13 protein-coding genes are annotated in these 12,497 nt (G+C 30.0%); 4 read left to right on the forward strand and 9 right to left on the reverse strand.

The window, feature by feature from the left end:
* Positions 1-379 precede the first annotated feature (379 nt).
* The 3 genes from ABDZ93_RS13725 to ABDZ93_RS13735 all read right to left on the reverse strand — a co-directional run bounded on the left by ABDZ93_RS13725 (position 380) and on the right by ABDZ93_RS13735 (position 3,032).
* Positions 380-514: a hypothetical protein gene (locus ABDZ93_RS13725; protein WP_343827006.1), complete on the reverse strand. Its 135-nt coding sequence runs from the start codon at positions 512-514 to the stop codon at positions 380-382.
* A gap of 498 nt (positions 515-1,012) precedes the next feature.
* A complete protein-coding gene (locus tag ABDZ93_RS13730; RefSeq protein WP_343827007.1) occupies positions 1,013-2,341 on the reverse strand; it encodes a histidine kinase dimerization/phospho-acceptor domain-containing protein in 1,329 nt (442 codons plus the stop codon).
* Complete coding sequence (locus ABDZ93_RS13735) at positions 2,334-3,032, reverse strand: response regulator transcription factor (protein WP_486187759.1); 699 nt, start codon at positions 3,030-3,032, stop codon at positions 2,334-2,336. Before ABDZ93_RS13735 ends, ABDZ93_RS13730 begins: the two co-directional genes overlap by 8 nt.
* A gap of 270 nt (positions 3,033-3,302) precedes the next feature.
* Here ABDZ93_RS13735 and ABDZ93_RS13740 point away from each other — a divergent pair, with 270 nt between their 5' ends.
* Complete coding sequence (locus tag ABDZ93_RS13740; RefSeq protein ID WP_343827008.1) at positions 3,303-3,926, forward strand: TVP38/TMEM64 family protein; 624 nt, start codon at positions 3,303-3,305, stop codon at positions 3,924-3,926.
* Between the two features lie 49 nt (positions 3,927-3,975).
* Complete coding sequence (locus ABDZ93_RS13745; protein WP_343827009.1) at positions 3,976-4,500, forward strand: CDP-alcohol phosphatidyltransferase family protein; 525 nt, start codon at positions 3,976-3,978, stop codon at positions 4,498-4,500.
* Positions 4,501-4,793: 293 nt separating this feature from the next.
* Here ABDZ93_RS13745 and ABDZ93_RS20100 read toward each other — a convergent pair whose 3' ends face one another.
* On the reverse strand, positions 4,794-4,967 hold the full coding sequence (locus ABDZ93_RS20100; protein WP_425544789.1) for a hypothetical protein: 174 nt from the start codon (positions 4,965-4,967) through the stop codon (positions 4,794-4,796).
* A 246-nt stretch (positions 4,968-5,213) separates the two neighbouring features.
* On the opposite strand from ABDZ93_RS20100, the gene ABDZ93_RS13755 reads away from it, so the two are divergent.
* Entirely contained in the window at positions 5,214-6,647 is a 1,434-nt protein-coding gene (locus tag ABDZ93_RS13755; protein WP_343827010.1) for a spore germination protein, read from the forward strand.
* Positions 6,648-6,824: 177 nt separating this feature from the next.
* On the opposite strand, the gene ABDZ93_RS13760 is transcribed toward ABDZ93_RS13755, so the two are convergent.
* The 4 genes from ABDZ93_RS13760 to hflX all read right to left on the reverse strand — a co-directional run bounded on the left by ABDZ93_RS13760 (position 6,825) and on the right by hflX (position 10,850).
* A complete protein-coding gene (locus ABDZ93_RS13760) occupies positions 6,825-7,565 on the reverse strand; it encodes a YebC/PmpR family DNA-binding transcriptional regulator (protein ID WP_343827011.1) in 741 nt (246 codons plus the stop codon).
* Between the two features lie 93 nt (positions 7,566-7,658).
* On the reverse strand, positions 7,659-8,312 hold the full coding sequence (locus tag ABDZ93_RS13765) for a YigZ family protein (protein ID WP_343827012.1): 654 nt from the start codon (positions 8,310-8,312) through the stop codon (positions 7,659-7,661).
* Between the two features lie 2 nt (positions 8,313-8,314).
* Positions 8,315-8,983 (reverse strand): HEAT repeat domain-containing protein, encoded by a 669-nt coding sequence (locus ABDZ93_RS13770; RefSeq protein WP_343827013.1) that lies wholly within the window; start codon positions 8,981-8,983, stop codon positions 8,315-8,317.
* 79 nt (positions 8,984-9,062) lie between these two features.
* Entirely contained in the window at positions 9,063-10,850 is a 1,788-nt protein-coding gene (gene hflX / locus ABDZ93_RS13775) for a GTPase HflX (RefSeq protein WP_343827575.1), read from the reverse strand.
* Positions 10,851-11,002: 152 nt separating this feature from the next.
* Between hflX and hpt the strand changes: the two genes are divergently transcribed.
* A complete protein-coding gene (hpt, locus tag ABDZ93_RS13780; RefSeq protein ID WP_343827014.1) occupies positions 11,003-11,530 on the forward strand; it encodes a hypoxanthine phosphoribosyltransferase in 528 nt (175 codons plus the stop codon).
* Positions 11,531-11,673: 143 nt separating this feature from the next.
* Here hpt and ABDZ93_RS13785 read toward each other — a convergent pair whose 3' ends face one another.
* Positions 11,674-12,405, reverse strand: a complete 732-nt coding sequence (locus tag ABDZ93_RS13785; RefSeq protein ID WP_343827015.1) for a class I SAM-dependent methyltransferase — start codon at positions 12,403-12,405, stop codon at positions 11,674-11,676.
* Between the last annotated feature and the right edge of the window lie 92 nt (positions 12,406-12,497).

Below are 12,497 nucleotides of genomic sequence, written 5' to 3' on the forward strand. Positions count from 1 at the left end.
CATTTTTGAAACAATTATTTAACCACCTAAAAAAATAAATCCCTGTAATTACAATACATATCCCCATTATTGGTATTATAATCCTCATAATACTTTTTTTAATAAATTTTCTACGTCTTTTACTTTTTCTCATATTAATACTCCATTTACCTTATTTATAAATTTATAGTACAATTTTTAAAAAATTATATATTAAGTAATATTTATAATTTCATTATACATGTTAAATAGACATTAAATATTACATTAACATTACAATTTTGGAATATATAATCTTTTATTATGGTAAAGGAGTGAAATAATCATTAATACTTCTATTAAAAACTATATATATATTCATCTTGATTCCATCTACAGCAACTTCATAAGTAGATTGCATTTATATGTTCTTATCAGAAGCACTAGTATTAAAAATGGTTAATTTTAATACTCCTCCAATACAAAGGGTTGCAATTACTAAACTTATAATCTTTTTTTTCTTCCCTGTAATTTTACTAATCTTTTTTCTTTCCATTATTTTTATACCTCCAAAATATAATTTTTATTTAGTATCCTCAAATGACATATTTGAATTATATATCATTCTTTTCTTCTTTTTAGTCCATGTAAATTTTACCTTTAGGTTACCATATGAACATTTCATTTTATAAAGTATTACTCCAAAGTTAATTATATCAATAGAATTAACTTAGTTTATTACTCTTTTCTTACATATTTCTTACATATTTCTTACAAATATTTTCATGTGTAAAATAGCCAAAAGTGGTATTATTAACTTAAGATAGATAAAGTAATTTCCTTCACTATATTGCATCCTAATGTTATTTATGGTTTTATTATATATTCTAAGTAAAATTCCAAGCTGGATTAAAGAAACATAACTTAGGACAATCTATGTCCAGACATAGAAAACATCTTTTAAGTACTGCTTAACCCATTTCTTTATTGTTTCCTTGACAAGGGGTGCATTTTAAAAGTCCCTTTTCTTTATTTTTTATTAGCTTAATTTCATTTAATGATTACTTAATTTTATATCTAAGCTAATCTGGACAGAAAAAGTATTTTCCGTTTTTTTAATAACAATTTTCCCCTTATGCCTTTCGATAATTTTTTCGCATGTTTTCATACCGATTCCTGTGCTACTTACTGATTTCAAATTATTATTTATTTGGTTCTCAACATAAATAAATAACAATTGGTTTTCAATATAGCATTTAACTTTAACTAGCTTGGATTTATCCGCATATTTCGTGATATTAGAGAAAAGATTATCAAAGACTCTGTGTATCGAAATTAAATTTACCTCTATAAGGAAAGGCATGTTGCAAGAATTAATTTGAAAACTAAACCCATTATCTTCCAATATAAAAATTTGTTCTTCCAGTAGTTGATCTAAAAGTTCATTCCCATCAAAGGTCTCTAATTCTAAATCATCATCATTAGTATTAAACACCATAAAGTATTCAAATAATTTATCAGAAAGATATTTAATTTGATATGCTTTTTCTCTACTATTATGAATATACTGTCTCAAATTTTCATCTGTCTTATATTTGTTGTATTCTATAATGTCTAAATATCCTACTAGTACTGTGAGAGGTGTTCTTAAATCATGTGACATTGCTGTAATCAGTTCACTATTTGCTAACCTTGCTTTATCTTCACTTTCCAATCTTCCTATAAATGATTTTCTCATCTCATTAATGCCTTGAGCCAAAGAAGAAAGCTCATCATCTCCATTAATAGTAATTTCGTGAGTTAAATTCCCACCTTCTAATATTTTTATTTCACTCTCAAGCATTCCAATATACGTTGTTTTTCTTTTTATGAAAAATAACATAATTGTTATGAAACAAAAAAAAGAAATTGCAATACCCAAAAAGCTTGCAATATAATAATACTTGTACTCAAAAAAGCATTCCATATACACTTTTGCATTCGTATCAGTAAATGCAATATCATAAAGTGTTTTGCTTGGCAAAATTATTGAATTCTCCTGATGTTCTCCATAATCACTAGTTGAATTGTTCCTATTAGAATCATAAACTAATTTATTGTCCTTATAAATATAAAGATTTACATATTTCTCTTTACGAACCCATCTTGTTATTTCATCATGATCACTTGTCGTCAAATTCTTATCTGATATATATATTCTAAAATCAGATATGGCTTGATTTTTTTGGTTATCAATAAAGGATATTTTATTAAAATGATTATCTAATATACTTTCTCCTATTGTTTGTAATAAAAAGAATATAGCAACAGATATAACAAATGAAAATATTAAGCATAGAATTAATTTAATTTCTAATTTAGTGCATAAGAAGTTCTTATTCAATTCTGTACCCCCTTCCCCATACTGTTTTTATATATTTAGGGTTCTCTGGGTCCTTTTCCAATTTCTTTCTCAGGTTTCTTATATGTACCATAATTGTATTGTTACAAGAATAAAAATAAGATTCTTTCCAAACACTTTCATATAAATTTTGTGCTGAAAATATTTTTTTTCGACGCTGTGCCATTAATAGCAAGATGTTATACTCAATTTCCGTCAATATAACCTCTTCTTCATCTATTGATATTTCATTTAAAGTTGTATTTATTGTTAATCCATTTATATTAATAAGACCAGTTGAATCAACTTTCTCTTTCCCCTTGTATACATAATACCTTCTAAGCAACGCTTTAACTCTTGAAACCAATTCGGTATATGAAAACGGCTTTGATAAATAATCATCACTCCCAACGGAAAATCCCATACATTTATCTGAATCTTGAGTTTTAGCAGTTAAAAACAAAATAGGCGCACTTGTTTTTTCACGAATTTCTACACATGCTTTAAATCCAGACTTTCTAGGCATCATTATATCAAGTATGATTAAATCTATACTTTCATCAACTTTAATTACAGCATCTTCACCATCTACAGCTTCTATTACATTATAATCCTCACTCTCCAGTAAAACGCGGACTATTTCTCTTATCTCCTCGTTATCATCTGCTATCAAAATATTCTTTATAGTATCCATTATTGAATCTACCTCCATTTTATTATTAAGTATATACTTCAATATAATTTAAATCCATATTATTTAAATGATTTAATAAACCTTAAGAACTCTTAAGAATTCTTAAGAACTCTTAAGATCTATTGTATACAAATCTTAAGATGTTTCTAATAAACTATTAATTAAAAGTAATATAGGAGGAAGGACTAAACAATTATGAATAAATCTAAAAAATTTTTAATTTGTAAAATTTTACTATAACTGTTAGGATTTTTAACAATTATATTAGTATTGAAATATTTACCACGTATCCTTGAATTGACTGTATCACTTGATAAATTTAGGAATTATATAATTTCTCTAGGCAGTTTTGGATCTGTTGTTTTCATTTTTTTTCAAGTGCTACAAACAATTATCGCTCCAATTCCCGGAGAGGTAATTCAAATTGCTGGTGGATATATTTACGGTGTGACCTTTGGTGTAATTTATTCAACATTAGGGCTGCTTTTGGGAGCTATTATAGCTTTCTATTTTACCAGACTTATAGGCACCCCTTTTATAAAAAAGCTAATAAACAAGAAGAATTCTCAATGGATGGCGGATATTATGGATAGTAAAAAATTTTCTGCTATTTTATTCATTATTTTTCTAGTTCCTGGACTACCTAAAGATTTTCTAATATATGTTGCAGGATTAACACCTATAAATCCCTTAAAGTTTTTTGGAATTTTACTCATTAGTAGATTTCCTTGGCTTTTAGCATCTGTAAGTATTGGATCAAATCTTCATTATGGCAATTATATATCAACAATAATAGTATCGGTAATATCCCTAGTGTCATTTATTTGGGGAATACGTTACAAAGATAAGCTTATAATTAAGTTTTCTAATTTTTCATATAATAAAAATGTTTAAAAATCTTGTAAAATTGATTAATTCGATTCAGCTAATGAGGAGTGAGTCTATGATAAAAACATCTATACCAAATTTACTTACATTTACTAATCTATCACTAGGAGTTCTTTCAATACTTGAAACTTTTAAGGAAAATTACTTTTTGTCTGCCATATTCATACTTATTGCAGCCTTAATAGATAGATACGATGGTAGAATTGCCAGATTTTTAAATGTATCTAGTGATTTAGGAAAGCAGTTAGATTCCTTATCTGATCTGATTTCCTTCGGGGTTGCACCAGCTTTTTTAATATTTTTTAAGTATAACTTTCTTGATTTAGATTATATGGAAGTCATTGGAGCTTGTTTTCTATTGTCATATATTATCAGTGGTTCTTATAGATTGGCGAAATATAACGCAATCCAATTTGATGGTATCTTTACTGGAGTGCCCATAACAGCTGCAGGTTCTATTATTGCATTATTTTCATTAGCCACACCTAGTAATAGTATTTTTTCTATACTTTCATCAATTACTTTATTGGCAATTCTTACTTATCTTATGGTCTCAGAATTAAAATTTAAAAAAATATAACCTAATTACATAAGTTTCGTGTAAACGAAACTTATGTAATTAGGTATTTGCAGAATATATATTTTTTTGCGTAACCCTCTATATCAAATTCAAATTTTTTAGTCATCTCACTTATTTTGATATTTTTATAATCACTTTGTTCTTCATATTATTCTATCGTAGTCATATCATACGTTATCTGAAATATTGCTGTATTTTCCATTGGATCTATGTCAATATCTTCGACACAATTTCTGAAGGTCATTAAGAAATTTTCTTAACTCTATCTTCACACTGCTGAGGGGTTATATACCCTATACTGCTGTGGATTCTTCTTCTGTACTTCTCCTTTCTTTAATAGAGCATGAAATGATTCTAATTTGCTCCCTTGTATTACCATCAACTTCTGGTGCTACAAGTCCATCAGGTGATACTTTAATTATCATTCTATAGAAACCTAGATTTTTAAGTAGCTTCATACTTTCCATCGGAAGTTCATCCTCATCATCAGCTTACGATGGAACACTACTATCAATTCCAACAAATGCACTGACCTCATTTTCGTAATGACTCACATATTCAAGACCGTAACCCCCTAAAATAGAATGCCCCATCAAAATGTACTCATCATTGTCAAAACTATATATATTAAAATAATATCTAGAATAGAAAGGTAACGTCTTGGGGAATATAACATAAATTAATGAAATATAAAAATAGGATGAGTGAAAAGTATGAAGCTATCAAATAATATTACGGAAAATAAAAAGTATATACAAAAAATTCTTCCCCTAGAAAAGAGTTTTGATATTATAGGTAGAGAATTTAGAGTAGCAGGAAAAGAAGCTTTTCTTGTATTTATCGATGGATTTGCGAAAGATGATATAATGGTAAGGGTAATGGCAGAGCTGCAATTTACTAGTGAAGAACAGCTTGGAACAAATCCAATTATTGACCTTCTCAAAAGTAGAATTCCTTATATTGAGGTAGAAACCTTCAATAATATTGACGCTCTTGAGACACCTGTACTTTCTGGAGCACTTGGTTTAATAATTGATGGTGAAGACACCGGCATAATAATTGATGCAAGGGAATACCCTGTAAGAGGTCCCCAAGAGCCAGATCTTGAGAAGGTAACTAGAGGTTCAAGAGATGGTCTTGTGGAGACTATTATTTTTAATACAGCTCTCATACGAAGAAGAGTAAGAGATCCAAAGCTTGTATTCGAAATTACTAATGTTGGGAAAAGGTCCAGAACTGATGTAGTAATAGGTTACATAGAAGATCTTGCAGATAAGGCACTGCTAGATGAAATAAAAGGCAGGCTTGAAAAAATTGATATTGCTTCCTTAGTTATGGCGGAAAAAACCTTAGAGGAGCTTCTTTTAAAGAAAAAATGGTATAATCCTTTTCCGCAGGCAAGATTTTCTGAAAGGCCTGACGTTGTAGCTGCACACTTGTTGGAAGGACATATAGCTATTATAGTAGATACTTCCCCGAGCGTAATGATCCTTCCGGTCACATTGTTTCATTTCACTCAGCATGCTGAGGATTATTATCAGACACCTATTATAGGGACCTATGTAAGATGGGTTCGATTTTTAGGAATGTTATCAGCCTTTATATTGCTTCCATTATGGCTGCTCCTTGTATACAACATTGATTTGATGCCGGAGTATCTTCAATTTTTAGGGCCAAAAGAAGAAGCTGCTATTCCATTATTCATTCAGTTTATTATAATTGAATTCGGTTTGGATTTGCTAAGAGTGTCTTCTATACATACACCTAATACATTATCTACTTCTCTTGGCATAGTAGGCGGTTTGCTTTTGGGTGACTTTGCTGTAAAAGTTGGGTGGGTTGTACCGGAAACAGTTTTATATGGAGCTTTGGTTGGAATAGGAACCTTCGCAACACCAAGTGTTGAGTTCTCAATGACAATAAGGCTCCTCAGACTTATATTACTAATATTAACTGGACTATTTGGAATCTATGGCTTCGTTGGAGCGATGGCAGTTATATTCTGGCTCCTTTATTCTACTAATAGTTTCGAAAATGAAAAGAAATACACCTGGCCCCTCATACCTTTTGATGGAAATGCCCTTATGAACATCTTATTTAGAAGGCCGATTCCTCAGTTAAAAAGAAATGAAAAAGAAAAAGATTAATTGTATTATGCATAATAACACCCTATATAATAGACTTTTTTTAAAGTGTCTACTATATAGGGTATATTTTAACATATACGTAGCTTTTTTCATTTTAAATATAGTACTCCCATAGGCTTATACCAATATTCTAACCCACTATTTCACACAGTCATGATATTACTGGATTTAAATCTATTAACCTTCCCATCCTTCTGGGAATTCAGCATTGTGGTACACATTTTGAACATCATCATCATCTTCAAGTACATCTAGCATCTTTTGGAATTTAGTTGCAACTTCTTCATTTATTTCAGTGTATGTGTCTGGAATCATTTTAACATCTGCTTCTAAGAATTCTATTCCATTAGATTCTAAAGCCTCTCTTACTGTACCAAAGTCTTCCGGAGTTGTAGTTACTACAAATACTTCATCTTCAGCTACAAAGTCCTCAGCACCTGCATCTAAAGCCATCATCATTAATTCATCTTCATCTACTGAATCAATTTTTTCTATTATGATTTCTCCTTTACTTTGGAACATGAAGCCTACACATCCAACTGTTCCCATATTTCCACCTTGTTTAGAGAATGCATATCTTACATTTCCTGCTGTTCTATTTTTATTCTCAGTAAGACACTCAACTATAACTGCTATTCCTTCTGGTCCGTATCCTTCATAGATTATAGTTTCATAGTTTACTGCACTTAACTCTCCTGCAGCTTTTTTAATTGCTCTAGTGATTGTATCGTTAGGCATATTAGCTGCTTTTGCTTTTGCTATAACGTCTCTAAGCTTCGCATTTGTCTCTGGATTAGATCCACCATTTTTAGCTGCAACAACTATTTCCTTACCTATTTTAGTAAATATTTTACCTCTTTTAGCATCTGCCTTACCCTTTTTAGCTTGGATATTATGCCACTTTGAATGTCCTGACATATTAAATTCCTCCTGTACTATCTATATAATTATTAACTTTAAAATCAATGTACCTATTATAACATAATATGTCTAATAATTTCAAATTTCAAGTTACTCTTCAATAGCTCTATAATATCTATGTTCTTCTTTAAATAAATATTCTTCATCCTCTTCGCAAATAGTTACTTTTCCGTTAGTAGCCTCTACAAAAGCTGCGATTATTGTTTCCTTGTTTTCGCTTTCTGAAAACAGACATAATTCTACTTTATCTGTGTATGTAGTATCTTCAATATACCAATTCTTTGTGCTACATAGATATTGTATTTTTCCTATTAAGTCATATTCTAAAGTGAATCTTAATTTTAATCCCTTTACTTTTTCTACAACGCCAGCTTCCTCAATTGCTGAAGAAGCTCCTTTAGAGTAAGCTCTTATTAGTCCGCCTCCCCCTAAAAGGATACCACCAAAGTAACGAGTAACTACCACTGCTACATCTGTTAAATCATTTTTCTTTATAACTTCTAAAACTGGAATACCTGCTGTTCCTTGGGGTTCGCCGTCATCACTGTATCTTTGTATGCCTTTATTTTCTCCAACTATATAGGCATAAACATTATGGGTTGCCTCTTTATGCATACTCTTTATTTCATTTACAAAGTTCTTTGCTTCTTCCTCAGTATTTACTCTCTTTATATATCCTATAAAGGTAGATTTCTTTTCTTGAAATTCTGAAGTAGCACTTCCTTTCACTGTAAAATAACTCATTATTAAGCCCCCTCTGTAATATTTATTTGCTTAATATAACTCTCACAAGCCTTTTTAATATACTCCTTATCAGTGCTATTAAATAAAGCTCTTATTTTATCATCTGCTTCTCCAGTTCTTACCTTCTGTAGGGATTTAACTGCATAACTTATGACTTGAGGATTTTTATCATCCAAAGCTCTAATAAGAGCTCTCTCAGCTCTTGGATCACCTATTTTCCCAAGAGCTGAAATTGCCATTCTTCTAATATTTACATGGTTATTAACCGTTGCCTTTATAAGTATATCTACAGTGACATTACTTCTAAGTTCACCCATAATCCATATGGCAGCTTCCTTCTCCTTAAGTCCTAGCTCCATATAATTTTTAACTAGAAAATGAATTAACTTTTCTTTATTAACTCTATCTAAACTATTTAAAACTAAAATTCTTTCTTCCTTAGCTGCTAAAATTAACGATTTAAACAAATCTGACGGTGATTCACTTTTAACTAAAAACCTATATTTAATTTTGCAGTTTATAAGATGTTTTTGAACTGTAGCTCTATCTAAGTTTCTAATTTTACATATAGTTTCTATAGATTTTCCTTCTAAACTTAGAAAATAGCTGATTTCTTCATCACTGTAGTTTTCAATGAAGTTCCAATCATATTTTATTAATCCTGTGTTCAAATTATCCCCCTACTCTCCCCTTCATCTATTGCTTTAATTTTTTAATTCATACCTTAACAACCTAATTATCTTTTAGTTGCTACTTTAAAATATACTTAAAACTTTTATTGTAGACTTCATCATCACCTTGAACTACAAGAATAGTACCTTCTTCACCATATTCTTCACTTTCTACCATAGCATTTCTATGTAAATATGCCACTGCTGAAGAATCACTATAAGGTATTAATACCTTGAAAGTCTTTAATTTATAAGGAAGGATTTCAGTACATTTATTTAATAACTCTTCAAAGTTAGTTTTCTCTTTAGCTGATACTTCTAAAATAGAATAGTTATCGAATCTTTCTTTTAAAGAATTTAATAGCTCATCATTAGAATTATCAATTTTGTTAAATACTAATAAGGTTGGCTTATCTCCTGCACCTAATTCCTTAAGTACTTCTTCCACCACTGTTATTTGCTTTTCTGCTGTGTCATTAGATGCATCTACTACGTGAAGTAATAAATCTGAATAAACTACCTCCTCTAAAGTTGATTTAAATGCTTCTACTAAATCGTGAGGTAGTTTTCTTATAAATCCTACAGTATCTGTCACAGTAGCAACTCTATTGTCTGGAAGAGCCATAGCCCTAGTTGTAATATCTAAGGTTGCAAATAACATATCCGCCTCAAAAACTTTTTCTTTTACTGTAGCTGACTTAACTGGTGAGTATTCACAAAGGGCATTTCTAAGGGTTGATTTTCCTGCATTTGTATATCCTACTAATGATATCTTAGAAATAGTATCCTTACTTCTTCTTTCTCTTTGAGTTGCTCTTATACTTTTAATCTTTTCTAATTCTTTATTTAAATCATATATAGTGTCTCTAATCTTTCTCTTATCGGTTTCTAGCTTTTTCTCTCCTGGCCCTTTTGTTCCTATACCTCCTCCTGTTCTTGAAAGCATGGTTCCTAAACCACTAAGCCTGCTTAATCTATATTTTAGTTGTGATAACTCTACCTGAATTTTAGATTCCTTACTTCTAGCTCTTCTTGCAAATATCTCTAAGATAAGGGTGGTTCTATCAATTACCTTTGTTCCTATGGCTTGCTCTAGGTTTCTTACTTGAGATCCTGATAATTCCTCATCAAATATTACTACATTTGCTCTTAAAGATTGCCTTAGATATGCTATTTCTTCAACCTTACCACTACCTATGAAATAGGCTGAATCAATTTTATTACGTTTTTGAAGTATTTCATAAACAGGTTCTACATCACAAGCTTTAGTAAGTTCCTTTAGTTCATCTAGGCTTTCTTCATCTTCTATAGATACTAATATTGCCCTTTCTGAGTTATCTTCCATTATGTTATCTTCTTTAAAAACATCCTCAATATACTTAATTTTATCTAAAAATTTATAGCTTAAAACTTTATCAATAGTTAAATTTTTAATTTCATCTTCTATAAGTATGTTATCCTTCACATCACAAAAACCTATATTGTAAATTAAAGGCTTATCCTCTGATACTCCAATGGCAACTATAGAATCTAGTTTTAATTTTAGAAGTGCTGATAAATCTAAAGCCGATAATTTTGGATTTCCATTGGGATGGGTATGTATTACTCTAACTTGAGATAATCTTCCCTCTCTAGTATCAATCATGGGAACTTCTACTGTGGAGCTATCTCCTATTGCAACACTAACCACACTTCCCTTTCTATCTATAGCAACGCTAACTTCTCTTTCAATTTCAAGGGTAACCCCTCTTAGAAGTTCTGCTAGCTCTTCAGTTAATATCTCTGATTTTTGAAATCTCATATCATAGATAGTTTCTAATTTTTTCAAGATAAAGTTTTTAACCCCATCAATATTTCCATTTATCATATACTCATCTCCAAATTCTATTTTCTCTGCATTAAATAATTTTTCTACATTAAACAAACAATGTTTTCTCATACATTTTATACTATTGACATTTTCACCTTAATTTTATACTATGAAAACATTAATGTAAATATAAATTGAGGTGTGATTACATGGAAGATAAACAAAGAAATATTCTCTTTTCTAGAGAAGAAATCAATGAAGCTGTAGTTAAAATTGGAGCAAAGATTTCTAAGGACTATGCGGGAAAATCTGTTTACGTATTGTCTCTACTTAGAGGAAGCTTTATATTTGCTGCTGACTTAGTTAGAGAAATTACTGTACCAACAACTATAGGTTTTATGACTACATCAAGCTATGGTCATGGTGAAGAAACTAGTGGTACTTGTAAAATAGTTCAAGATGTACCTGATAATATTGAAGGTATGGATGTACTTGTAGTAGATGACATTGTAGATAGTGGTATTACTATGAATTTTGTAGTTGAACACGTTAAAAAGCTAGGTGCTAAAAGTGTAAAATGCTGTACTTTATTAGATAAGCCAGAAAGAAGAACTGTAGAAATCTCCCCAGACTATTGTTGTTTTGAGATTCCTGATTTATTTGTAGTTGGATACGGCTTAAATTATGGTGACTTATACAGAAATATTCCTTACATATTTAACTGGGAGTCTAAATAATAATTTTATAAACTTTTAAAGACTTAATAGATAATAATACAAGAATAAATATGAAAACATACTAGAAGCTAATATAACCTATTAATTTCTAGTATGTTTTTTATTTACTAAATTAAATTTTTTGTTTATATTATTTTAGCTTTCTACTTAATAGCCTCTACTATTAAAGGAAGAGCATTTCCTGTATAGTTACTTCTTTTAAAGTCATCGTAACCTTGAATTTTTTCAAATCCCAATTCCCTTAGCATTTCAAATAACTCCTCGTTTTCTAGCATAAACAGATCTACTGTATTTTCTAAAATCTCATCACTTTCCTTATCAGTTATTCTTCCAGTAAACTTTACAATATCACTGCCTGATTTAATACTATAAAACCTTTCAAATTTAACTTTAGGACCGTCAATGAGAGGTAATTCTTTAATATGTTCCCTCTTTACCTTGTCAAAATTAATAGTTTGAATGCATAATGGCGAATCCTTTTTTAGAACTTCATAGCATCCTTTTAAAAATTCCTTTATTTGATTTTTTCCTCCTAGATGAGGAAGTACATTTCCTATACATACAATCCCATTAAATTCTTCTCCAAAGGACTGTGCTATGGCTTTCATATCCATGACTTTAAACCTCAAAGTATCACTTTCATTATACCTATTCTTAGCTATTCTTATCATTTCTTGGTCTAAGTCTATTCCTAAAGCTTTATATCCTTGTGAAGAAATATATTCTGTAGTTTCTCCAGTACTACATCCAATATCTAAAACAAATCCACCCTTATCTATGTTCTTTAAGGCAAACTTCTTTTTCCCTTCCGGTGCTGGGAAAACATCATCATAATATTTAGCTAAAACATTATAAAATTTTATACATTGATCCATCCTACTCATCCCCTGTTCTTTAATTATTTACCTTATAGGAAACTTCCTATTTTTCAAATTTAATTATATCTTTTCAGATATTTATATTTATT

Origin of the sequence: Clostridium subterminale, from assembly GCF_039521425.1 — a bacterium.
In the GTDB taxonomy this organism is placed as follows: Bacteria; Bacillota; Clostridia; order Clostridiales; family Clostridiaceae; genus Clostridium_J; species Clostridium_J subterminale.

Bases quoted from the DNA above. Each gene is read 5' to 3' on its own strand.
- ABDZ93_RS13735 (WP_486187759.1), bottom strand. From the start codon at position 3,032: ATGGATACTATAAAGAATATTTTGATAGCAGATGATAACGAGGAGATA.
- ABDZ93_RS13785 (WP_343827015.1), bottom strand. From the start codon at position 12,405: ATGGATCAATGTATAAAATTTTATAATGTTTTAGCTAAATATTATGAT.
- ABDZ93_RS13755 (WP_343827010.1), top strand. From the start codon at position 5,214: ATGAAGCTATCAAATAATATTACGGAAAATAAAAAGTATATACAAAAA.
- hpt (WP_343827014.1), top strand. From the start codon at position 11,003: ATGGAAGATAAACAAAGAAATATTCTCTTTTCTAGAGAAGAAATCAAT.
- ABDZ93_RS13760 (WP_343827011.1), bottom strand. From the start codon at position 7,565: ATGTCAGGACATTCAAAGTGGCATAATATCCAAGCTAAAAAGGGTAAG.
- hflX (WP_343827575.1), bottom strand. From the start codon at position 10,850: ATGATAAATGGAAATATTGATGGGGTTAAAAACTTTATCTTGAAAAAA.
- ABDZ93_RS13765 (WP_343827012.1), bottom strand. From the start codon at position 8,312: ATGAGTTATTTTACAGTGAAAGGAAGTGCTACTTCAGAATTTCAAGAA.
- ABDZ93_RS13725 (WP_343827006.1), bottom strand. From the start codon at position 514: ATGGAAAGAAAAAAGATTAGTAAAATTACAGGGAAGAAAAAAAAGATT.
- ABDZ93_RS13745 (WP_343827009.1), top strand. From the start codon at position 3,976: ATGATAAAAACATCTATACCAAATTTACTTACATTTACTAATCTATCA.
- ABDZ93_RS20100 (WP_425544789.1), bottom strand. From the start codon at position 4,967: ATGGAAAGTATGAAGCTACTTAAAAATCTAGGTTTCTATAGAATGATA.